The organism is Halorubrum ejinorense, from assembly GCF_039522565.1.
Classification (GTDB): Archaea; Halobacteriota; Halobacteria; order Halobacteriales; family Haloferacaceae; genus Halorubrum; species Halorubrum ejinorense.
Window position 1 is genome coordinate 23,875 of sequence record NZ_BAAADQ010000002.1, and the last position, 21,243, is coordinate 45,117.

Consider the following 21,243-nt stretch of genomic DNA (forward strand, 5'->3'; position numbering starts at 1 on the left):
GCGCTTTCGTCGGCGGGGCTCGTCGCTGCCCTCCCGCCCCCGCGGTCCACCCCGCCCGCCACCGCCACGACAGCGTTCATTCCGCTCCGGTTCCTATCCGATCGACATGGCGACGGAGATCGCGGACGACGTCTGGCGGTTCGAGTGTCGCGGGGTCAACGCGTACCTGGTCTTCGACGACGTGCCGACCCTCGTCGACGCGGGCACGCCGTGGGACGAGGCGGCGATCCGCGACGGCCTCGAGGAGGCCGGCGTCGCCGTCTCGGAGATCGGTCGCGTGCTGCTCACCCACTACGACCTCGACCACGTCGGGAAGCTGGCGGCGCTCGCTCCCGACCTCGACGCGCCGGTCCACGCGTACGGCTTCGACGCGCAGTTGCTCCGGGGAGCCCGGCGGCCGCCGCTCCGCAATCACAAAGGTCTCATCCAGCGGCTCGGGGGACTCGTCACCGATCCGGCCGACCTCGACGTCGCTTCGATCGCGGACGGCGAGACCGTCGGCTCCTTCACGGCGTACCACACGCCGGGCCACACCCCCGGACACGTCGCGTACGTCAGCGAGAAACTGGGGGTCGGATTCCTCGGTGACCTCGCCTCCGAGTCCGACGGCGAACTGTCGCCGTCAGGGTGGGTGATCAGCTACGACACGGACGCCGTGGCGACGAGCGTACGCGGACTGGCGGCACGCGCCCCGCCGTTCGAGGTCGCCTGCGTGGGGCACGGCGACCCGATTGCGACCGGCGGCGGAGCGGCGTTGCGGCGGCTGGCGGAGCGACTGTAGGGACTGATCTGCGCGGAACGAGGCCGCAGCCGGTCGAAAAAGTACGGTGTCCGGTTCCGCTCTCAGCGCGACTGCCGGTAGATGAGGTTGCGCTGGATGTCGTTGGCGCCCTCGTATATCACCGGAATGCGCACGTCGCGGTAGACGCGGGCGATGCGGCGGTCGGTGAAGTTCGACCGGCCGCCGTGGAGTTTCATGCCCATCTCGGCGCAATCCGTCGCGACCTCGGTCGACTTCGTCTTCGCGAGTGCGGCCCAGTAGCCGGCGTCCTCGCCGTTTGCGACCTTTTCGCACGCGCGCCAGTTGAGCGCGCGCGCCGACTCGAACCCGATCCGCATGTCCGAGATGGTGTGCTGGACGGCCTGGAAGTCGTCGATGGTGCGGCCGAACGCCTCGCGGTCGCTGATGAACGCCTCGGCCTCCTCGATGGCCGCGGCCGCGAGCCCGAGGCCGTGCCCGCCGACGATGACCCGGCCGTGGTTGAAGAAGTCCGCGAGCGCGTAGAAGCCGCCGCCCTCGCTGCCGACGACGTTCTCCTCGGGGACGAAGCAGTCCTCGAAGACGATGTGACCCTGTTTGGACGCGCGCATCCCCATCTTCTCCGGGATGTGCTCGGCCTCGTAGCCGTCCGAGTCGGTCTCGACGATGAACAGCGTGTAGTTCGAGTACCGGTCGTCGCTCTCGCCGGTCTTCGCGTAGACGGTGAGCCAGTCGGCCTCGACCGCGTTGCCGACCCAGTACTTCTCGCCGGTCAGCTCGTAGCCGCCCTCGACTTTCTCCGCCTTCGTGGTCATGCCCGCGAGGTCGGAGCCGGTCTGCGGCTCGGAGACCGCGAGTCCCGATATCTGCTCGTTCTCGGCGACCGGCCGGAGGTACTTCTCCTTCTGTTCCTCCGTCCCGTAGTCCTCGACCATCTCCGCGCCGAAGCTGGCGAGCTGGAGCGTGAGCGCGATACCGGCGTCAGCGCGGTAGAACTCCTCGGCGATGGCGAGCACCTGAGCGAGGTCGAACCCCTTGCCGCCGTACTCCTCGCCGATGTCTTGGGCGATGAGTCCGGCGTCCATCCCGGCTTCCAGAACCTCCCACGGGTAGTCGCCGGAATCGTAGTACGCCTCGGCGTTCGGGGCGATGTACTCGTCGGCGAACTCGCGGGCCTCCTGCTTGACGTCTCGTGCGCGCTCCGGCACGATGCTGTCGTCGAGCAACTCCATACACCACGTGAGTGCCCCGTGGTCAAAACGTTCGTGGAACAACGAACAACGACGGGTGGGTTTACTCCGTCTCGTCCGCGTCGCCGCTCCCGCCGCTCCCGCCGTTCCCGCCGCCGGTCGCGCCCTCCGCCTCACCGATCACGACATCCCCGTCCCCGACTACGTCGTCCGCGTCGCCGCTCGCGGGGGACTCGTCCCCGGCCTCGCCGTCGTCCGAATCATCGACATCGCCGACATCGGTGTCGCCGTCGCTCTCGGCCATCCCGATGATGTCGGTGACTTCGTCGGTGTCGTCGGTGTCGCCGTCCTCATCGGTGTCGTCGGTGTCGCCGTCCTCATCGGTGTCGTCGGTGTCGCCGTCCTCATCGGTGTCGTCGGTGTCGCCGTCCTCATCGGTGTCGTCGGTGTCCCCGTCAACGGTCTCGACCTCGTCGGGCGATTCGGTCGGAGCTGCCTCGGGAGCCGAGTCGTCGGAGACGGCCGCCGCGTCGGGTTGTGCCTCTGACTCCGCTCCCGACTCCAACTCGTCCGGCGGCTCCGCCGGGGTCGCCGGCTCGAACCCCGCGGTTTCGAGGTCCGCGTCGTCGTCGCCGCGGGGGTCCGCGCCGCGTTCTCGGAGCACCGCTCGCGTCGCCTCCCGGTCGACCGTTCCCGAGACGGTCCGCGGTAGCTCTTCGACGTACGCGACAGTCTTCGGGATCTTGAACCCGGCCAGCCGCTCGCGGGCGAAGTCGAGGAACGCCGCCTCGTCGACGGGTACGGGACCGATGCGTTCGCTCTCGGCGCCGACCGCTTCGATCCCTGCGGCACCGGATTCGACCCCGCCCTCCGAGGGGGAAGCTGGCTCGCCCTCCTCGGCCGACTCGCCGTCGATGGAGGCGGCATCCGCCGACCCGGACGAGAGCCGGTCGCCGACGGCGACGAGCGCCGCCACGCGCTCGCCCCACGCGTCGTCGTCGAGCCCGACCACCGCCACGTCCTCGACCCCGTCGTACTCCCGGAGGACGTCGGCGACCTCGCCGGGTTCGACGTTCTCCCCGCCGCTGATGATCCGGTCGTCGACGCGGTTGAGGACGTGGAGGTATCCGGACTCGTCGAACTCGCCGACGTCGCCGGTGTGGAGCCCGTACGGACCGAAATCGGACCGGTCGAGGTCCGCGGGGTCGATCCCGTTCAGGTCGACCTCGTCGGGGGCTGGAGCGTCGGCGGCGTCAGCCTCGTCACCCCCGTCGTCGTCGGTCGATGCGTCGTCGGTCGACGCGTCGTCCGCTCCCGCGAGGTACCCCGGCGTGATCGTCGGGCCGTCGACGACTATCTCGCCGGTCTCCCCGCGGTCGACCGGTTCGCCGCCGTCGCCGACGACCGTCACGTCGGTGCCGAAGAGCGGCCGGCCGACCGTTCCGATCCGGTCGCGGGTGTCCCGCGGGGTCGCGGTCGTGATCTGTGAGGCGGCCTCGGTCATTCCGTACGTCGGGTACACCGGGATCGAGTAGTCCCGACAGCGCTCTAAGAGCTCGGCCGGGGCCGGAGCGCCGCCGAGCAGGACCGCGCGCAGCGAGTCCGACAGGGTCCCGCGCCGGTCGAGCATGCGCCGGAGCATCGTCGGAACGAGCGAGACCCCGGTCACGTCGTACGCGTCGATGTCGTCGGCGGTGCCGCCCGCGTCGAACCCCTCGCGCAGGACGAGCGTGGTCCCGTACAGCACCGATCGGTACACCGGCGCGAGCCCGCCCATGTGGTGGAGCGACAGCGACACCAGCCACCGGTCGTCCGGCTCGACGCCGAGGCGGAACGCGGAGGCGACCGCGGAGCTGTACACGTTGCCCGCGGTCAGGGGAACGGGCTTGGGATCGCCGGTCGTTCCGGAGGTGAACAGGATACAGAGCGGGTCCGGGAACGACCACGCCGGCGGGTCGAGCGCCGCGGGGTCGACCTCGTGGACGCCGGTCACGCCCGCGCTCGTCGGATCGTCGACCGAGTAGACGGGGACCCCCTCGATCTGCGAGGCGGCGTCGGTCGCGGTCGTCTCGGTCGGTTCCGCGCAGACGACCGCGTCGAGGTCGGTCCGGTCGATCCGGGCGGCGATCTCGCGAACGGTCAGCTCGCGCCCGAGCGGGACGAACGTCGCTCCGATCCGCATCGTCGCGTGGACGAGTCCGACGGTCCCCACGTAGGCCGGCGTGAGCACGCCGATCCGATCGCCCTCGCCGAGCCCGTGCGCGACGAGTCGGCCGGCCGTCTCGGAGACGAGGCGGTCGAGGTCGGTGTAGCTCCACGCCTCGCCGTCTTCGGCGCGGACGAGGGCGGTGTCGTCCGGCGACGAGACCACCCGGTGTGACAGCCAGTCCCGCATCGGTGTCACCCGCGGTCGCCGAGCGCGGTGTGGTTACGCATCTGTGGACTGTCGGACGGTCAGTACGGGGACGTCAGAGGTGCGGACGACGCGCTCCGTGACGCTCCCCAGCAGGTACCGGTCGAGCCCCTGGCGACCGTGGGTACCCATCACGACAACGTCGATATCGTGCTCGTCGACGTAGTCGTGGATCGACTGGTACGCGGTCCCCGACGTGACGTGCGTGACGCAGTCGACGCCGCCGTCAGCGGCGGCTTCCACGACGCGCTGTGTCGCCTCTTTCCCCTCGGATTCGAGCGCTTCGACGACGACCTCGGCGCCGGCCTCCAGGCTGGAGTACGCGGCGCCGTCGACGACGTACAGCGCGTGGAGGCGCGCGTCGTACTTCTCGGCGAGGTCGACCGCGTGTTCGATCGCGGCGTCCGACGCCGGACTGCCGTCGGTCGGAACGAGAATCTCCGAGTACATGTCGGTGTGAGCTACAGCGGGTGCGATTAAAAACCCGATCCAACTATCCGAGACCGGGAGACCGAAGGAAAGCGAGGACGCCACCGAGTCGAGAGCGGAACACAGGTCGTCGTGACCGGATACAGCGCGAATGAGGCGTCGTGACCGGACACAGCGCGACGGGACTCGTCCCGGCACGAGGCCGTTCTCGACTCACCCCGCCGCCGTTCCCGACTGGAACCGCCAGTTCGAGCCGTTCCGGGCGCCCGTCCGGCTTAGCGAAATCCCATCGCTTCGATCTGCTCTTGGTACCGGTTGCGGATGGTGACCTCGGTCACCTGCGCCACGTCGGCGACCTCGCGCTGGGTCTTTTTCTCGTTACACAACAGCGACGCCGCGTAGATGGCGGCCGCCGCGAAGCCCGTCGGCGACTTGCCGGAGAGCAGCCCCTGTTCGGCGGAGACGTCGATTATCTCGGTCGCCTTCGACTGGACTTCCTCCGAGAGCTCAAGCGAGGACGCGAACCGCGGGACGAACTGCTTCGGGTCGACCGGTTTCAGCTCAAGTCCGAGCTCCTGGGAGATGTATCGGTACGTCCGACCGATCTCCTTCTGTGGCACCCGGGACACGTCGGCGACTTCGTCGAGGCTGCGGGGAATCCCCTCCTGCCGGCAGGCGGCGTAGAGGGCGGCGGTCGAGACGCCCTCGATCGAGCGTCCGCGGATGAGGTCCTCGTTGAGCGCGCGTCGATAGATGACCGACGCTACCTCGCGGACCGAGCGGGGAACGCCGAGCGCGCTGGCCATCCGGTCGATCTCCGAGAGCGCGAACTGGAGGTTGCGCTCGCCCGCGTCTTTCGTCCGGATCCGCTCTTGCCACTTGCGCAGGCGGTGCATCTGCGACCGCTTCTCGGAGGAGAGCGAGCGGCCGTACGCGTCCTTGTCCTTCCAGTCGATCGTCGTCGTCAGCCCCTTGTCGTGCATCGTCTCCGTGATGGGGGCGCCGACGCGCGACTTCGACTGCCGCTCGTTGTGGTTGAACGCGCGCCACTCCGGCCCGCGGTCGATGTTCCGCTCGTCCAAAACCAGCCCGCAGTCCTCGCAGACGAGCTCCTGGTCCGCGTCCGTGACGATGTCCTTCGAGTCACACTCCGGACAGGAGACCGTCGATTCGTCCGTTTCCTGCTCCGTGTCCCGCTCCTGTTGTCGCTGGCGACTCGGACGTTCCATTAAAAGGTTTGTGGTCAGTCGCACATTTAAGCCTTGTCCACCAAAATAAACGATCCTGATCGTTTTGCCCGGCTGCTGAAGGGCCGTTATCACCAGTTAGGACCCGGATGCGGCACGAAACGGAAACCTCTCGCCGGATCACCGAGGGGTGCGACGCGGCTCCCGCGCCGCGAACGTGACCCACGAAACGTGACCGCGACTGAGGTCGAAATCCGACCCGAACGGCGGGCCGTTCGCTCCCCCTCTCCGTGCTGACAGCTGCGTACATCCCGTCGCGATCCGTCTCGTCACCGCCGACATATATTACTATGAAACATTGATAAAGACTTTTGTATTACCTATGCCAATACGGTTGTATGAGCACGACCCAGTCAGCCGGCATCGAGCGCACCCTTCGCGGTTGTCGCCCCGCAGACGTCGACCCCGTCGTCATCGACGCGGCCGACCTCGACAGCACGGCCCCCGAACAGCTCCGCGACCTCAAGCGCGGGCTCGCAGCCCGCGGCTACCAGCCCGCCGCGGTCGCGGCGTCGGCGGAGTTCGACGCGGAGAGCACGATGGAGCGCCAGCGCGAGGCCGACCGCCTCCGGGGGCTCGTCCGTGCCGCGGCGTTCCTCGGCGCCGGTCGCCTCGAGGTCGCGGTCGACGACGACGCTGACGAGGCCGGCACCGCGCTCGCGGCGCTCTCCGAGCGAGCCGACCGCGAGGGCGTCGAACTCGTCCGCGTCGACGCTCACGACGCGGCCTGACCATGGCGTCGAAGCGGTCGCTCGCGACGAAGCTCGGCGTCGTCGCCGGCTTCGAGCGTCCCGACGCCGCCCTCGAACAGTACCCGACGCCGCCCGAGCTGGCCGCCCACGTCGTCCACCTCGCCGACCTCCACGGCGACGTCGACGGGCGGACCGTGATCGATCTGGGCGCCGGAACAGGAATGCTCGCGCTGGCCGCCGCCCTCCGCGGCCCCGCCCGCGTCGTCGGCCTCGAACTCGACGGCGACGCGCTCGCGACCGCCCGAGCCAACGAGCGTCGCATCGCCGCGAGCGCGCCGGTCCACTGGGTCCGCGGCGACGCCACCCGTCCGCCGCTCGCCGTCGCCGAACCGGCCACTGTCGTGATGAACCCGCCCTTCGGCGCGCAAGACGGGAACCGCAACGCCGACCGCGCGTTCCTCGCGACCGCGAGCGACCTCGCCGACGTCTCCTACTCGGTCCACAACGCGGGGAGCCGCGAGTTCGTCGAGGCGTTCGCCGCCGACGAGGGCGGCGAGGTGACGCACGCCTTCGCGGCCGAGTTCCGGATCGACGCGCAGTTCGATCACCACACCGACGACGCCCGCGACATCGACACGGAAGTGTACCGGATCGAGTGGACCTGAGCCCGACGCGTCGGGGTTCCGGCCCGGTGAGACTCGAGCTCTAACTTCCGACCCTGAGATTCCGAGCCGCTACTGCCGTCCCTCGTACCGCTCCCGTTGTGCGATCCGCACGCGCGTCTCGCCGCGCTCCGCGAAGACGACTTCGCCCTCTCGGACGAACGCGACGCCGCGCAGGGTCACCGACCCGTTCGCCGGCGGGATCGGGGCGCTGGCGTTGCCGTCGGGACCGGCGACCCGCAGGTCGAATCCGCCGGCCGTGGCTGCGACGGTCACGTTCCGGCCGTCGATCCGCGGCTCGGCCCGCGCGGGCTCGCTCGTGAACAGCGTCCGCCTGGTCTCGTTTCGGACCGCGTCCACCCGGTAGGTCGGCCCGCCGTTCGCGGCGACCCAGCCGAGGCGCTGGACCCAGACGGTCTCTCGCCAGCCGGTCCCCCCCACGTCGACGGCGCGGTACCCCCAGAACGCGAGGTTCCCGGTCGAGACGGCGGTCGTCCATATCTCCCGGTCGGGGTCGCTCACGATCACCCCCGAGGTGTTGACCGACGTTGAGCGCCCGAGCGCCTCCACCTCGATGACGCTCACGAGTTCGTTCTCGACGTTCTCGGCGTAGGTCACCTGATACCCCTCCACCTCTATCGGATCCCCGGGGAGGTCGCCGTCGTCGACGGTGACGAGGTTCGGGACGACCCCCGGGCCGGCGACCGCCGCCAGCGCCGCGACGAGCAACAGGAGTCCGACGGCCGCCGGCGTCGCCGACCGGACGTTCTCTCGGAGCGTTTCCGGCGCCGGAACCGCCCGGTCCGGCCACACCGGCTCGTCGCGCGACACGGCCGCGGCGGCGACGATGGCGGCCAGCAGGGCGAGCAGCCCGACGCCGACCGCGCGGTACAGCTCGTACCGCTGATTTCCCAGGTACCAGTACACCGCCCACAGCCGACGCGACGCGCCGAACAGCAGCAGACAGCCGAACACGACGAGCCCGGATCGCCCCGTCGAGCCCGCGACGCGGGCGTCTCCGCTCCGGGTCAGGTCGCCGTCGAGTCCGACGGTACTCGCTCGGAGCCGCCGCCGGCGGAGGAGCACGACCGCGACGAGCGCACCGCCGATGAGTCCGATCGCGTGCCCTTGGATCGCGATGTTCGCCCAGCTCGGGGCCCCGAAGGAGGGGGACGCCTCCGCGAACGCCACCGGCGTTCGGAGGGCGTCGTAGACGACGCCGACGAGCGTCGTCCCCGCCATGGCGACGACGGCAGTGACGGGACGCGTGACGAGCGCGAACCCCCAGTACGCGAACACCACGACGGAGAAGCCGATAACCGGTCCCAAGGCGAAAAGCGACGCGGCGAGGCCGAACGCGACCGCGGCGCCGGGCACGATCACGAACGCCCTGACGTAGGGGTTCGCGGTCGGCGAGTCGACGCCGGCCATCCGGGTCGGCAGGCGCCGGAGCCGACTCGCGATCCCCTGTGGACGCTCCCCGAGTCCTCGGGATTTCGGGCCGGGGCCGACGGTCGCCGGCGCCCGACCGAGTCGACGCCGGAGTCGGTCGGTGAGGCGGCCTCCGTCGCCCACCGACCGCCCCGCCGGGAAGTGACCGTACGCGTACTCTGCGAGCCCGCCGGCGACGAGCGCGGACAGGAGGTTGCCGGTGATATGCCCGCGGCTCGAATGCGCGAAGCTGGACCAGAAGAGTCCCTCCGGGTAGAAGTACGACCACGACCGGAACGGGATCACGACCGGCCGGTTCGGGTTCTCGATACCCGACTGGACGAAGAGGTACACCGCCGTCACCCCGGCGATCACGACGAGCGTGCCCCACGGAACACCGAGGAGGAGCCGGGACCGGAGCGCGCGCGTCCAGTCGCCGCTCGGGCGGTCGACGAGGTACACCGCGGCGAGCGCGACGGCGAGTCCTGCGCCCCCGGCGACGAGGTGAACGACGTCCGACGTCAGCGCGTCCGCGACCATGTCACGTCAGATGCGGCCGCGCGCACATCAATAAGGTGGTCACGGATAACGCGGTCACGGGCTAGCGGCCGCACTCAGATCTTGTTCTCGGCGTCGTCCGCGAGCTCCTCCATCCGCTTGCCGACGCGGCCCGCGGGCGAGAACTCGTCTTCGCTCATCGCGTTCGCGAGCGCGTTTCCGAGGACGAAAACGGCGTGTTTGTGCTCGCTTTTGGACTTGTGGACGTGAGAGGGGTCGACTTCGAGTTCGTCGTACGGGTCGAACAGCGAGCCGTCGACCGTCTCCTGAGCGCGGAAGTGCTCCATGATCGTCACCATCTGTTCGTGGAGTTCGAGCAGCTCGTCTTTGTGCATACCGCGAGATACGGGTCGTAGGCCCTTTAAGCGTTGTTGAGGCCGGTACGCACGGTTCCTGCGCAGGTATCGGCGGCGCGACCCCGACTTCGGTCAGAAGACGTACTCGTCTTCGTGGCCCATCATCCCTTCGTCCTCGAACCCGCTTGAGTCGTCGTCATCCCGCGGGCCGCTGGTCTTGTACGCTTTGATGCCAGTCGACAGCAGTTCCTCGACCGCCTCCTCGCGGTTGAGGAACTCACCTTCCTCGACCATCTGGGCGATCTGCATCTCCAGATGTTCCGGCACGGTTATCTCCACTCGTGGCATTTGCTGTCCGGGTCTTATGCGATGGAGCATATAAAAGTGGCGTCGCATCTCCGCGTATTTGAAAAGTTAAAACGAAAGCTCAAAAGGTAATTTTCATTCAGTAAAACACGCGTTGGGTTATTTCGAACACCGCCGTCTCCCGCCGATCGGTCGGTGTCGAGGCGCCGCGCGAGAGCGACATTCATACGTCGGTCCGGTCCGTAACAGAGGCCATGACCGCATCCGGCGTCGACGCAGTCGAGGACCTCACCGACCTCTACCGCGAGTACGGCGACGACCGGCTCCCGCCCGGACAGCGCGAGACCGACGGCTTCCCCGTCCTCTCGAAGACCGGGACCCCCGCGTGGGACCCGGAGACGTTCGAACTCGAAGTCTGGGGCGCCGTAGACGAATCGCTCTCTTTCTCGCTCGAGGAGTTCCGTGACCTCCCGGCCGTCTCCCAGAGACAGGACTTCCACTGCGTGACGGGGTGGAGCAAGTTCGACTGCGAGTTCACCGGCGTCGCCTTCGCGGAACTCGCCGAGCGTGCGGGCGTCCGCGACGACGCCGAACACGTCATGTTTCACGCCCTCGACGGGTACACGACGGACCTCCCCCTCGACGACTGTCTGAAACCGGGCGTCCAGCTCACCTACGGCTACGACGGCGACGACCTGCCGGCCGACCACGGCGGGCCGATCCGCGTCGTCACGCCGCACAAGTACGCCTACAAGGGCGCGAAGTGGGTCTCCGGCGTCGAGTTCCTCACCGAGAAGGAGCTCGGCTACTGGGAGAAGCGCGGGTACAGCGACACCGCGAACCCGTGGAACGAGGAGCGCTACAGCTGAGACGGCCGTCCGAACGGACTCGTTTTCCCCGTCGTCCCCGCCCCGATAGTCAGGATAAAGGGTCCGCGGCCCCGAGTTCACGCTCATGGAACAGGCGCGCTCGCGGTCGTCGCCCCCCCTCGTCAGCCGGACCACGGCGGTCGACGAGCCGGCGTTCGCGGCGGCGTTCGACGCGCTTCCGTCCCCGCGGACGACCTGGAGCGCGCCCGACGACGCGCTGGTGCTCGGCGGCGGCGAGGCGGCGACGCTGACCGCTTCCGGAGGCGACCGGTTCGCGTCGATCCGCGAGGCCGCGACGGAGCTGTTCGCCGCCGGCGACGTTCACGCCGGAACCGAGGCGGCCCGCCCCCGCGTATTCGGCGGGTTCGCCTTCCACGAGGGCGCCTGTGACGGCGAGCCGTGGAAGCCGTTTCCGGAGGCTCGGTTCGTGTTACCCCGCGTCCAGCTGACGCTCGCAGACAACGGGGCGTGGCTGACGATCAACGCGGTCGGCGACGACGTCGACGCCGGCGCGGTCGAGGACCGACTGGCGCGCGAGGTCGACCGGTTCGCGGCGCTCGACGCATCGGATGATCCGTCGGCACCCGAATCCGGGTCGTCGCGTCCACCCCGCCCCGGCATCCGCGAGAGCCGCCGGACGACGAGCCGCGAGGCGTGGCGCGAGAGCGTCGACGCAGCGGTCGACACGATCCGCGACGGGGACCTCCAGAAGGTGGTGTTAGCGCAGGCGCTGGAAGCCGATCTCGCCGCCGAGTTCCCGCAGGCGGCCACGCTCGAACGGCTCGCCGAGAAGTACCCGGACTGTCACCGCTACTGGTTCGAGCCTCCCGGCGGCGACAGCGCCTTCTTCGGCGCCACTCCCGAGCGGTTGGTCTCGCTGCGGGGCCGGACCGTCGAGACGGACGCGCTCGCCGGGACGACCGGCCGGGGAGAGACCCCGACCGAGGACGAGTGGCTCGCGCGCGAACTCCTCGACGACGAGAAGAACGTCCACGAACACGAACTGGTCGCGGAGACGGTCCGCGAGCAACTCGAGCCGTTCGCGGCGTCCATCTCCGCGGGCGAGCGCCGCGTCCGCCGGCTCGCGACCGTCCAGCACCTCCACACCCCGATCACCGCCGAACTCGACAGGGACCGCCACGTGCTCGACCTCGTCGAGGCCCTCCATCCGACCCCCGCGGTCGGCGGGCTCCCGCCTGACCGGGCGCTGGCGACGATCCGCGAGACGGAGCCGTTCGACCGCGGCTGGTACGCCGCCCCGGTGGGCTGGATCGACGCCGCCGGCAACGGCGCGTTCGCGGTCGCGATCCGCTCCGCGGTCGCCAGCCGGCGGCGCGCCACGCTGTTCGCGGGCGTCGGTATCGTCTCGGACTCGGACCCCGACCGCGAGTGGGACGAGGTCCAGCTGAAGTACCGCCCGATCCTCGACGAGCTGGAGGACGAGGCCGCGACCGGCTCGGCGGACTAAGCGAGGTCGACCGATCGGCACGAGCCCGCTACTGAAACATCTTCAGCGGCTCGGCCCGCGAGCTGTCCTCGTTCGCCTGTCGCATCTGCTCGGCGAGCTGCTGTTTCGCCTCCCGTATCTCGGTCGCCTGATCGACGAGCCCGTCGGTCGAGGTGTCGACGCCGGCGATCGGGTCGATCCCGTCGAGTATCAGACGCCGGGCCGCCTCGGGATCGGGGAACTGCGGGTCCGACTCGACGACGAGGCCCACCGCGTCTCTCCCGGCCTCCAGCGCGGCCGCCAGCATCGCGCCCGTCGGCCCGGAGACGAGGCCTGACTCGGGCGGATCGGTCACCTCGGCGCGCGCCAGCGCCTCGCCGCCGTCGCCGGTGGCGATCCCGTACAGATCGGGGGGCGACTCGTCCTTCTCGCGCGCGAGCCCGGACAGGAACACGGGGAACAGGTCGACCTCGTCGAACCACGAGCCGAGACACGCGGCCACCTCCGTCGCCGCGCCCGGTTTCACCGGCACGTCGCTGCGGAGCGCGACGAGGTCGTTCTCGGGGTCGGCGTACAGCCGCACCGGCGTCGTCGCGGCCGCGTCGGACTCCCGGTAGACGGCCACGGGCGGGAGCCCGTCGCAGTGGACGTTCGCGTAGTGGGTCATCTCGTGGGCGTCGATCAGGTGGTCGGTCGCGATCTTCCCGACGAGGCCGACGCCGGGGAACCCCTCGACCAGGGTCGGCTCCGAGAGCGAGACGTCGTCGTCGAGGACGGAGATGCGCGCCATGCGCGACGCTACGACGGGGTCCGACCTAAAGGTGCGGCGCGGACCCACCTCGGCCCGCCCGCGTCCCGAAACCGTCTAACGGCGCGACGCGAAAGGAGAGCCATGAATCCGCTCGACCGATACGAGCCGCTCGTCGACGACGCGGAGTCGTTCCGGGCGGCGTGCGACCGTCCCCTCCCCTCGGTCGTGCGCACGAACGAGATCGCCGCCACGCCGGCCCGAGTCCGCGAGGCGTTCGAGGAGGCGGGCGTCGCCTACGAACCGGTCGACTGGTACGACGGCCTCTTCCGGCTGCCGGACGGGAAGCCCGGCGGTAACTGGCCGCACGTCCACGGCTGGACGCACGGGCAGGAGGAGGTGTCCGTGCTGCCGGGGCTCGCGCTCGATCCGCAGCCCGGCGACCGCGTCTGGGACGCCTGCGCGGCGCCCGGCAGCAAGACCACTCAGATCGCGGACGCGATGGACGACGAGGGCACCGTCGTCGCCAACGACAACAACCTCGGGCGCCTCTCGGCGCTCCGACACAACGCCGAGCGACTCGGAATCACGAACACGGTCGTCACCAACCAGGACGCGCGGAACTTCTCGACGAAGCCGCTGGCGTTCGACGAGTTCGACCGCGCGCTGGTCGACGCCCCCTGCTCCTGTGAGGGGACCTGCCGCAAGAACCCCGACGTCGTCGATCAGTGGACGCTCGACCACGTCCACGCGGTCGCCGGCATCCAGAAGGGCGTCCTCTCCCGGGCCGTTCAGGCGACTCGCCCCGGCGGAACCGTCGTCTACTCGACGTGTACGTTCGCGCCCGAGGAGAACGAGGCCGTCCTCGACCACGCCCTCGCGAACGAGGACTGCGAGCTCGTCGAGTTCGACCTCCCGCTCGAAACCGATACGGGCGTGACCGAGTGGGAGGGCGAGACGTACGACCCGACGGTGACGCGCGCGAAACGAGTCTATCCCCACCGCAACGACACGGGCGGGTTCTTCTGCGCGAAGCTCCGCGTCGGCGGTGCGGCCGACGACGCCGGCGACGGCGCGGAGGTGGGCGCGTGAGCGACGACGCCGGGACCGCGGAGGCCGACGCTCCCACCAACGACGGCCAGCGGTTCGACCGCCTGCCGGCGACGCCGGCCGACCGCGAGGTCGAGGGGCGCGCGAGCCGCGCCGAGGTCCTCGACTGGTGGGAGGAGCGATTCGACATCGCGCCGAGCGCCTTCGAGTCGTACTCCTTCTGGGAGAAGGGCGCGGGGAAGGTCTGGATCTTCAACGGCGAGGCGACCGACCCCAGCGAGGTGGAGGCGATCGGGATGACTTTCTTGCGCACGCGACAGGACCACTGGAAGCCGACCGGGCGAGCAGTCTCCCGGTTCGGGCACCGCGCGACGAAGAACGTGATCGAGTTGGACCCCGAGCGGGCGTCCCGGTTCGCCAGGGGCGAGGACCAGGACCTCCCGGAGTGGGACGGCGACTGGGGGTACCTGATCGCGACCCACGAGGTCGCCGGCGAGCGGGTCCCGATCGGCGTCGGCCTGTACCTGTACGACGAACTGCGGTCGGTGGTTCCGAAGGGGAGCCGCGCGGACCTGCCGGTCGTGGAGTGAGACGCGGTTCGCGCGTTCGATCCGGAATACAGTACTAACCGTGTCGCGGTCGTACGTGGGAGGTATGAGCCGCTCACAGGAACTCCGATCGATGCTCCGCGAGAGCAGCGAGATCAACATCGTCTGTCACAACAACCCCGATCCGGACTGTCTCGCGAGCGCGCTCGCCCTGGGGCGGATCGCGGCCACCGCCGGCATCGACGAGCGCCACATCTTTTACAGCGGTGACATCTCTCACCAACAGAACCGGGCCTTCGTCAACCTCCTCAACGTGGATCTCAAACCGTTCGACACCGCCGAAGTCGAAGACCGGCCGCCCGGCTCGCTGCTCGCCTTCGTCGATCACTCGATCCCCGGCAGGAACAACACGGTCCCTCCCGACACGCCAGTGGACATCGTGATCGACCACCACCCCGCCGAGGACATCGACGCCCGGTTCGTCGATCACCGCGAGGAACTCGGCGCGGCGGCGACGATCCTGACCGAGTACGTCCGCGCCCTCGAGGTCGACCTCGACAGCGACCTCGCGACGGCACTCCTGTTCGCCATCCGTTCGGACACCCTCGACTTCCTCCGAGGGGCGACCACCGTCGAATACGAGGCGGCGGGGTACCTCCACGACCACGGGGACCCGGAACTGCTCCGAAAGCTCTCGAGCCCGTCGGTCAGCGGCGGAACGATCGACGCGATATCGACCGCGATAGACAACCGACGGACGAACGGCGCAGTGCTCATCTCCCACGTCGGCCGGACCACCGAGCGAGACTCGCTCCCACAGGCAGTCGATTACCTCGTTCGGTTAGAGGGCGTCAAGACGGCCATCGTCTTCGGCCTCGTCAAGGAATCCATTCAGATCAGCGCCCGATCGCCGGACCCCCGCGTCCACGTCGGCGAGGTCCTGAACAACGCGTTCGGCGACGTCGGCAGCGGCGGGGGACATCACGACGTGGCGGGCGGTGAAATCCCGCTCGGTCTCTTCGCCGACTACGTCACCGACGACGGACAGCTACTCGACATCATCGAACAGGTCATCACCACCCGCCTCGTCGCGGAGCTCAACCTCTCCGCCGAGGCGGACGGGTCCGAACTCACGTGAGACGGGCGTGATTCCGCCCGGAAGAACCAAATTCGTCGCCACGTCCGCCACCCGTCGAGGCGCGGCCTCTCGCGATGGCCGCCGCAATTTCCCCTGAACACGCTCCAACGCCGGCTACGATCTCGCCCCACATCGCCTCTGCTCGCGCACGGCTACGCGTCCTTTTCTCGGACCGTCCCGCCGCCGAGCCCCTCCCACTCGACGCGGTAGCCGAGCCGCGAGAGCGCGGCGCTCGCGTCGTCGACGCCGCGGTCGTCGAGAACCGCCTCGGCGGCCGACAGCGACATCCCTGACTCTATCTCGGCAGCGACGGCCTCCAACACCGCGGGCCGCACGAGGGTGCGCCCGACCAGCTCGTGGTCGGGAAACGCCTTCCCCTCGAGCGCCTCGACGCTCACCATGTGTTCGTCGGCGAGGTCGTCGAGCCCGATCGCGTCGGCGTCGGGCGACAGCGACTCGGGGAGGTCGGCGGCGGCGTCCGCGACGAACTCGGCCTCGTACTCGTCGAGGACGTCGACCACGTCCTTCACGCGCACCGTCCCGGAGTAGGTGACGACGCGGTGGTCGCGCGCGGCGATCGCTTCGCCGACGCCGAGGCTCTCGTCGACCGCGACGAGCAGGTCAACGTCCTCCACGTCCGCGAGCTGCCCGAGCTTCTTCTCGACGTACTCGGGGGTCCAGAATCCCATCACCTCGAAGAACAGCCGGAAGTCGGCGTGCTCGTAGTCGAACGCGAAGTCGGGGATCATGACGCTCGTCCCCGTCTCGAGCGGCTCCGGTTCGCGGACGAGCGTCCAGTCGAGGTCGAGCCCGCGGAACCGCCCGGCGAAGTCGGCCTCGACCCCGCTGTCGAAGTCGGGCTCGGCGACCGGCTCCACGTCCGGCACGGTCACGTCGCCGTCCGAGAGGCGCATCGTGCGCTCGCGGCCGCGGTCGTCGATCGTCGCCTCCAGCGACCACTCCGCCGATTCGGCGACCGTCCGGAGCAGTCGCGCGAAGGCGGTCCCGTAGCGTCGTGTGCGCGAGAACAGCGTGTCGGGGCCGGTGACGACGAGTTCGCGCCCGTCGGCCGTCTTCTCCACCTCGTACATCAGCCGCAGGCGCTTCACCGCCGAGACGAGCCGCTTCGGGTCGTTCGAGCGCACTCGGACCTCGGTGGCGTCGAACAGCGCTGTCTGTGCCAGCGAGAGGTCGTACTGCGCCAGCAACGCGTCCGGGTCCCACCGCACGTCGGCGTCGACGAGCACCTGCTCAACGTCGCGGTCGGCGTACAGCGAGTCGTCGACGACCGACGGCTCGACCCCGAGCGCGTCGGCCGCGCGCTCGATCGCGGTCTCGCGGTCCGCCTCGCTCGCGACTCCCACGGCCGCGCCGGCCTCGAAGGCGGCTCGCCGGACGCGGCGGGGCGGCACCGGCGCGCGCGTCTCGAACTCGCACTCGCGCTCGACGAGCGCCGCGAGCCCGCGAACGAGCTTGAAGTCCCCGTTCCTGGCCGCGGCGTCGGCCTCCAGCGCCGCCAGCGCGTCGTCGAGGTCGCCCCTGCGCTCGCCGACGTGAGACCGGAACGCCCCGAGCACCTGGGCGGCGAGCGGGCGGTGTTCCCGGGTCGTGAACTGCGGGCGGTAGCCGCCGCCGGCCCGGGAGACGCGCAGGAGGTCCTTCCGTAACACGGGTGCGATTCGAGGCGCCGAAGCTAAAAGCGTGGGATCCGAGCGGCGACGAATACTGACACCTATCTATCGGCGCGCGCCTGCGAGGCCGCATCGCGGCCGAGGAGCGCGTGCGAGGGAGTCGCTGGCCCCGGAGCGAAGCGGAGGGTGCCAGCGACAGGGCGAGAGCTTCGCTCTCGCTTGAAACCGGACGTAGTCCGGTGACGAGGCTGGGGAGGCGTGAGGTGCTGTGAGGCCGCGGTGGGGTGGGGCTCGAAGGGGCAGTCGTGAGGCGGACGCAGGCGACGTAAGGACCACAGCGAGTGAGCGAAGCGAACGAGCGAGGACCGCAACGAGCGTGCGTCCGCCTCACGGCTGGGGCTTCAGTGGCGTTCGTGTTGACTGATCGTTTAGAAACACGCACCCCTCAGACGTATCGGTGCGACACGCTTAACACCGAAACTCGCGGATCGGAGGGTAATGAGTACCGACGCGGCGAGCGACGCCGAGTCCGACGACGCCGCCGGCAGCGCCGACGAGACCGACTCGGAGGCGTTCGTCCGCACCTGCGAGCACCTCGTCGAGCGCATCCTCGCGGGCGAGATCGAGCGCGACGACCTCGAACGCGCCAAGCTCGACGCCTGCTCGGAGTTCTCCTCGCCGAAGGTCCCGAAAAACACCGAGATACTCGACCACGCGCCCGCCGAACACCGCGACGACGTGATCGAGGTGGTCCAGCGCAAGCCGGTCCGGACCGCCTCCGGCGTCTCGCCGGTCGCGATCATGACCTCGCCGAAGCTCTGTCCGCACGGGAAGTGCCTCTACTGTCCCGGGGGACCGGCCTCGGAGTTCTCCTCGGCGCAGTCGTACACGGGCCACGAGCCCGCCGCGGCCCGCGGCGAGCAGAACGACTACGACCCCTACGGACAGGTCACGCTCCGCCTCGAACAGCTCCGGAAGATCGGCCACCCGGTCGACAAGGTGGAGTTGATATTGATGGGCGGGACGATGACCGCGCGCTCGCACGACTACCAGGAGTGGTTCGTCAAGCGCGCCCTCCAGGCGATGAACGACTACGACCTCGATAAAGAGCCCGAGCCAGCCGAGGGCGAGTCCTTCGCGCCGGCGCCCGAAGACTCCGAGTTCGAGTACCTCGAGGACGTGATCGCCGAAAACGAGACGAACCCGATCCGCAACATCGGGACCACCTTCGAGACGAAGCCCGACTGGTGTGACCCCGAGCAGATCGACCGCATGCTCGATCTGGGCGGCACGAAAGTCGAGGTCGGCGTCCAGACCACCTACGAGCGGATCAACCGCGAGATGCACCGCGGTCACGGCAACGAGGCTTCCCGGAACGCCAACCGTCGCCTCCGGGACGCCGCGTTCAAGGTCGGCTTCCACATGATGCCGGGCCAGCCCGGGATGACGCCGGAGATGTGCCTGGAGGACTTCCGGCAACTGTTCGAGAACCCCGACTGGCGCCCCGACTACCTGAAGATATATCCCACGCTCGTCGTCGAGGGGACCCGCGTCTATGACCGCTGGCGCCGCGACGACTTCGACCCGCTCACCAGCGAGGAGGCGGCGGACCTGGTCGCCGACGTGATGGACCTCATCCCGAAGTACACGCGGCTCCAGCGCGTCCAGCGCGACATCCCCGCGGACTTCATCGACGCCGGCGTCCAGAAGTCGAACCTCCGCCAGCTCGCGGCCCAGCGCGCCGAGGAGAAGGGGATCGTCCAGCAGGACATCCGCGCCCGCGAGGTCGGTCACAACGACGCCGACCCCGACCCGGACGACGTCGAACTCTCGGTCACCACCTACGAGGGCGGCGGCGGGACGGAACACTTCATCGCCTTCGAGGACCCGGTCCGCGACCTCCTGGTCGGGTTCTGTCGGCTGCGGTTCCCCTCCTTCGCACCGGACCAGCCCGGCGCGCCCGGCACCGAGAGCGACCCCATCCGCCCGGAGCTCGAAGACGCAGCGCTTGTGCGCGAACTCCACGTGTACGGCACCGAAGTCGGTATCGGCGGCGACGGCGACTGGCAGCACAAGGGGTACGGGACGAAGCTCCTCGAGCGCGCCGAGGAACTCTCCCGCGAGGCGGGCTACGATAAGGTCGCGGTCATCTCCGGCATCGGCGCCCGCGAGTACTACCGGAACAAGCTCGGCTACCGGCAGGACGGGCCGTACGTGTCGAAGCGGTTGTAGGTCCGTTTTCGGTCGAAACTCTTCTTTCTCCACGCTTCCGTTTCCGTCCGCGTCTCGTCGCCTCCCCACGTTTGCCTGCCGTCGTTGATCGTTTTGTACTCCCTGTCCGTGATAAGTACAGAACAATTAATTCATGAAGTTTTATGTTCAACAAGTCCCCATAGCTGGTACCTCGTCACACGAGGACTACTCACATGAATTTCGAACGACGGACGTTCGTGAAGGGAGTCGCTGGACTCGCCGCGACGGCGGCGGTCACAGGAACTGCATCGGCCGCGGACGGGAGGACGCAGTATCTCGTCGGCGCGAACGGAAACAGCGTCGCTGACGCCGTCGCGGACGCGGGGTTCGAGGTCCGTCACGAACTCGCCGACGGCGACGTACTGGTCGTGGTCGGGTCGAGCGACGCCGCCGCCGACATCGAGTCGATCGGCGGGGTAAACGACGCGAACCCGGACGTGACGCTCGAGCTCGACGAGCCGGAAGTCGACGCCGAAGCGGACGACGAGACCCCGCCGAGCGACGGCGCCGCGCTGTCCGACCTCCAGTGGGACAAGGAGGTCACCGACGTCTTCGAGGCCCACGAGTACGCGACCGGAGAGGACACGCGCGTCGCCATCATCGACACGGGGATCGACCTGAACCACCCAGACCTCGGAAACGTCAACGAGGATCTCGGTCGGGCGTTCGTCGTCGACGACGACGTCCCGGAGATCGGTCCGGACGATTCGGGCTACCACGGGACACACGTCGCGGGGACGGTCGGCGCCACGGGCGAATCCGGCGTCGTCGGCACCGCGCCGGACACGGAACTAATTCCGGTCCGCGTGTTCCCGGCGGACGGTGGCGCGGCGTTCGGTGACATCCTCGCCGGCATCGACTACGCGGCCGAAATCGGCGCGGACGCGGCGAACTTCAGTCTCGGGATCCCGGGCGTCCAGCAGCCGGGATCGGAGCTGAACAAGCTCAAAGCGGAGGTCCAGACCGTGTTCCAGAGCGCGGTTCGGCGCGGGACCGTGATCACGGGAAGCGCGGGGAACGCCTCGGGGAGCCTCCAGGGAAGCGGTTTTACCCTTCCGAACAGCGTTCCGGCTGCGTTCACCGTCAGCGCGACCTCGCCCGCCGACACGCTCTCCTTCTACTCGAACTTCGGCACGAGCGACATCGACATCGCCGCGCCCGGCGGCTACTACGAAACGATCCCGCGGACGCTCGGGGAGACGGGAGAGCCGGACGACATTCCCTTCCCGCTCAACGCCGTCCTCTCAACGTGGCCCACGGATCTCGAGTCGAGCGTGGACCTCCCCGGCTACGACTTCATCGCCGGTACCTCCATGGCCGCGCCGCAGGTCGCCGGCCTCGCCGCGCTCGTCCGCGAACTCGAACCGGACGCTAACGCGAGCCGGGTCGAGCAGGCGATCCAGAAGGGCGCCGAGGACGCGAACGGCAAGAGCGACTCGGAGTTCGGCGCCGGGATCATCAACGCCCTGAACACCGTCGAGCGACTCTCGAACGGGAAGTAGAAGCGCGGGAATCGAAGGGCGGGGGAACCGGCCCCCGCGTCGAATCCCACAACGACACGCCTTTTTCCGGGCC

At 69.2% G+C, this 21,243-nt stretch carries 19 protein-coding genes; 10 read left to right on the top strand and 9 right to left on the bottom strand.

The genetic code is table 11. The features are described 5' to 3' along the window. Nucleotides 1–106 precede the first annotated feature (106 nt). Nucleotides 107–781, top strand: coding sequence for an MBL fold metallo-hydrolase (locus ABDZ89_RS02280; RefSeq protein WP_343776256.1), 675 nt, complete (start codon nucleotides 107–109; stop codon nucleotides 779–781). Between the two features lie 62 nt (nucleotides 782–843). Here the strand turns inward: ABDZ89_RS02280 and ABDZ89_RS02285 are convergent, their stop codons facing one another. The 4 genes from ABDZ89_RS02285 to ABDZ89_RS02300 form a co-directional block, all read right to left on the bottom strand. Then, a complete protein-coding gene (locus ABDZ89_RS02285; protein ID WP_343776257.1) occupies nucleotides 844–1,992 on the bottom strand; it encodes an acyl-CoA dehydrogenase family protein in 1,149 nt (382 codons plus the stop codon). A gap of 61 nt (nucleotides 1,993–2,053) precedes the next feature. Further along, on the bottom strand, nucleotides 2,054–4,345 hold the full coding sequence (locus tag ABDZ89_RS02290) for a class I adenylate-forming enzyme family protein (RefSeq protein WP_343776258.1): 2,292 nt from the start codon (nucleotides 4,343–4,345) through the stop codon (nucleotides 2,054–2,056). Between the two features lie 33 nt (nucleotides 4,346–4,378). Then, nucleotides 4,379–4,813, bottom strand: coding sequence for a universal stress protein (locus ABDZ89_RS02295; RefSeq protein WP_343776259.1), 435 nt, complete (start codon nucleotides 4,811–4,813; stop codon nucleotides 4,379–4,381). A 254-nt stretch (nucleotides 4,814–5,067) separates the two neighbouring features. Further along, entirely contained in the window at nucleotides 5,068–6,021 is a 954-nt protein-coding gene (locus tag ABDZ89_RS02300) for a transcription initiation factor IIB (RefSeq protein ID WP_343776261.1), read from the bottom strand. A gap of 356 nt (nucleotides 6,022–6,377) precedes the next feature. On the opposite strand from ABDZ89_RS02300, the gene ABDZ89_RS02305 reads away from it, so the two are divergent. Both ABDZ89_RS02305 and ABDZ89_RS02310 read left to right on the top strand, forming a co-directional pair. Next, nucleotides 6,378–6,770: a DUF7961 family protein gene (locus ABDZ89_RS02305; RefSeq protein WP_343776263.1), complete on the top strand. Its 393-nt coding sequence runs from the start codon at nucleotides 6,378–6,380 to the stop codon at nucleotides 6,768–6,770. Between the two features lie 2 nt (nucleotides 6,771–6,772). Further along, the gene (locus tag ABDZ89_RS02310) at nucleotides 6,773–7,396 is read left to right on the top strand and encodes an METTL5 family protein (protein WP_343776265.1); all 624 of its coding nucleotides are present in this window, start codon (nucleotides 6,773–6,775) and stop codon (nucleotides 7,394–7,396) included. A 69-nt stretch (nucleotides 7,397–7,465) separates the two neighbouring features. Here ABDZ89_RS02310 and ABDZ89_RS02315 read toward each other — a convergent pair whose 3' ends face one another. The 3 genes from ABDZ89_RS02315 to ABDZ89_RS02325 form a co-directional block, all read right to left on the bottom strand. After that, nucleotides 7,466–9,364 (bottom strand): rhomboid family protein, encoded by a 1,899-nt coding sequence (locus ABDZ89_RS02315; protein WP_343776267.1) that lies wholly within the window; start codon nucleotides 9,362–9,364, stop codon nucleotides 7,466–7,468. A gap of 74 nt (nucleotides 9,365–9,438) precedes the next feature. After that, on the bottom strand, nucleotides 9,439–9,717 hold the full coding sequence (locus tag ABDZ89_RS02320) for a UPF0058 family protein (protein WP_008442749.1): 279 nt from the start codon (nucleotides 9,715–9,717) through the stop codon (nucleotides 9,439–9,441). A gap of 93 nt (nucleotides 9,718–9,810) precedes the next feature. After that, entirely contained in the window at nucleotides 9,811–10,026 is a 216-nt protein-coding gene (locus tag ABDZ89_RS02325; RefSeq protein WP_343776271.1) for a DUF7120 family protein, read from the bottom strand. Nucleotides 10,027–10,238: 212 nt separating this feature from the next. On the opposite strand from ABDZ89_RS02325, the gene ABDZ89_RS02330 reads away from it, so the two are divergent. Both ABDZ89_RS02330 and ABDZ89_RS02335 read left to right on the top strand, forming a co-directional pair. After that, nucleotides 10,239–10,853 carry a sulfite oxidase-like oxidoreductase gene (locus ABDZ89_RS02330; protein ID WP_343776273.1) on the top strand — a complete coding sequence of 205 codons (615 nt, stop codon included), beginning with the start codon at nucleotides 10,239–10,241 and terminating at the stop codon, nucleotides 10,851–10,853. 85 nt (nucleotides 10,854–10,938) lie between these two features. Then, entirely contained in the window at nucleotides 10,939–12,321 is a 1,383-nt protein-coding gene (locus ABDZ89_RS02335; protein ID WP_343776274.1) for an isochorismate synthase, read from the top strand. Nucleotides 12,322–12,349: 28 nt separating this feature from the next. Here ABDZ89_RS02335 and ABDZ89_RS02340 read toward each other — a convergent pair whose 3' ends face one another. Next, nucleotides 12,350–13,090, bottom strand: a complete 741-nt coding sequence (locus ABDZ89_RS02340) for a proteasome assembly chaperone family protein (RefSeq protein WP_343776275.1) — start codon at nucleotides 13,088–13,090, stop codon at nucleotides 12,350–12,352. Between the two features lie 102 nt (nucleotides 13,091–13,192). Here ABDZ89_RS02340 and ABDZ89_RS02345 point away from each other — a divergent pair, with 102 nt between their 5' ends. The 3 genes from ABDZ89_RS02345 (at nucleotide 13,193) to ABDZ89_RS02355 (ending at nucleotide 15,784) form a co-directional block, all read left to right on the top strand. Continuing rightward, a complete protein-coding gene (locus tag ABDZ89_RS02345; RefSeq protein WP_343776277.1) occupies nucleotides 13,193–14,140 on the top strand; it encodes an RsmB/NOP family class I SAM-dependent RNA methyltransferase in 948 nt (315 codons plus the stop codon). Beyond that, nucleotides 14,137–14,688, top strand: a complete 552-nt coding sequence (locus ABDZ89_RS02350; RefSeq protein ID WP_343776279.1) for a DUF7122 family protein — start codon at nucleotides 14,137–14,139, stop codon at nucleotides 14,686–14,688. Before ABDZ89_RS02345 ends, ABDZ89_RS02350 begins: the two co-directional genes overlap by 4 nt. Nucleotides 14,689–14,752: 64 nt before the next feature. Continuing rightward, complete coding sequence (locus tag ABDZ89_RS02355) at nucleotides 14,753–15,784, top strand: DHH family phosphoesterase (RefSeq protein ID WP_343776281.1); 1,032 nt, start codon at nucleotides 14,753–14,755, stop codon at nucleotides 15,782–15,784. Nucleotides 15,785–15,936: 152 nt separating this feature from the next. Here the strand turns inward: ABDZ89_RS02355 and ABDZ89_RS02360 are convergent, their stop codons facing one another. Beyond that, nucleotides 15,937–17,454, bottom strand: coding sequence for a DUF790 family protein (locus tag ABDZ89_RS02360; protein WP_343776282.1), 1,518 nt, complete (start codon nucleotides 17,452–17,454; stop codon nucleotides 15,937–15,939). A 459-nt stretch (nucleotides 17,455–17,913) separates the two neighbouring features. Between ABDZ89_RS02360 and ABDZ89_RS02365 the strand changes: the two genes are divergently transcribed. Both ABDZ89_RS02365 and ABDZ89_RS02370 read left to right on the top strand, forming a co-directional pair. After that, a complete protein-coding gene (locus ABDZ89_RS02365) occupies nucleotides 17,914–19,647 on the top strand; it encodes a tRNA uridine(34) 5-carboxymethylaminomethyl modification radical SAM/GNAT enzyme Elp3 (protein WP_343776283.1) in 1,734 nt (577 codons plus the stop codon). Between the two features lie 194 nt (nucleotides 19,648–19,841). Then, nucleotides 19,842–21,170 (top strand): S8 family peptidase, encoded by a 1,329-nt coding sequence (locus tag ABDZ89_RS02370; RefSeq protein ID WP_343776285.1) that lies wholly within the window; start codon nucleotides 19,842–19,844, stop codon nucleotides 21,168–21,170. Nucleotides 21,171–21,243: the final 73 nt, after the last annotated feature.

Bases quoted from the DNA above. Each gene is read 5' to 3' on its own strand.
- ABDZ89_RS02280 (WP_343776256.1), top strand. From the start codon at position 107: ATGGCGACGGAGATCGCGGACGACGTCTGGCGGTTCGAGTGTCGCGGG.
- ABDZ89_RS02285 (WP_343776257.1), bottom strand. From the start codon at position 1,992: ATGGAGTTGCTCGACGACAGCATCGTGCCGGAGCGCGCACGAGACGTC.
- ABDZ89_RS02290 (WP_343776258.1), bottom strand. From the start codon at position 4,345: ATGCGGGACTGGCTGTCACACCGGGTGGTCTCGTCGCCGGACGACACC.
- ABDZ89_RS02295 (WP_343776259.1), bottom strand. From the start codon at position 4,813: ATGTACTCGGAGATTCTCGTTCCGACCGACGGCAGTCCGGCGTCGGAC.
- ABDZ89_RS02300 (WP_343776261.1), bottom strand. From the start codon at position 6,021: ATGGAACGTCCGAGTCGCCAGCGACAACAGGAGCGGGACACGGAGCAG.
- ABDZ89_RS02305 (WP_343776263.1), top strand. From the start codon at position 6,378: ATGAGCACGACCCAGTCAGCCGGCATCGAGCGCACCCTTCGCGGTTGT.
- ABDZ89_RS02310 (WP_343776265.1), top strand. From the start codon at position 6,773: ATGGCGTCGAAGCGGTCGCTCGCGACGAAGCTCGGCGTCGTCGCCGGC.
- ABDZ89_RS02315 (WP_343776267.1), bottom strand. From the start codon at position 9,364: ATGGTCGCGGACGCGCTGACGTCGGACGTCGTTCACCTCGTCGCCGGG.
- ABDZ89_RS02320 (WP_008442749.1), bottom strand. From the start codon at position 9,717: ATGCACAAAGACGAGCTGCTCGAACTCCACGAACAGATGGTGACGATC.
- ABDZ89_RS02325 (WP_343776271.1), bottom strand. From the start codon at position 10,026: ATGCCACGAGTGGAGATAACCGTGCCGGAACATCTGGAGATGCAGATC.
- ABDZ89_RS02330 (WP_343776273.1), top strand. From the start codon at position 10,239: ATGACCGCATCCGGCGTCGACGCAGTCGAGGACCTCACCGACCTCTAC.
- ABDZ89_RS02335 (WP_343776274.1), top strand. From the start codon at position 10,939: ATGGAACAGGCGCGCTCGCGGTCGTCGCCCCCCCTCGTCAGCCGGACC.
- ABDZ89_RS02340 (WP_343776275.1), bottom strand. From the start codon at position 13,090: ATGGCGCGCATCTCCGTCCTCGACGACGACGTCTCGCTCTCGGAGCCG.
- ABDZ89_RS02345 (WP_343776277.1), top strand. From the start codon at position 13,193: ATGAATCCGCTCGACCGATACGAGCCGCTCGTCGACGACGCGGAGTCG.
- ABDZ89_RS02355 (WP_343776281.1), top strand. From the start codon at position 14,753: ATGAGCCGCTCACAGGAACTCCGATCGATGCTCCGCGAGAGCAGCGAG.
- ABDZ89_RS02365 (WP_343776283.1), top strand. From the start codon at position 17,914: ATGAGTACCGACGCGGCGAGCGACGCCGAGTCCGACGACGCCGCCGGC.
- ABDZ89_RS02370 (WP_343776285.1), top strand. From the start codon at position 19,842: ATGAATTTCGAACGACGGACGTTCGTGAAGGGAGTCGCTGGACTCGCC.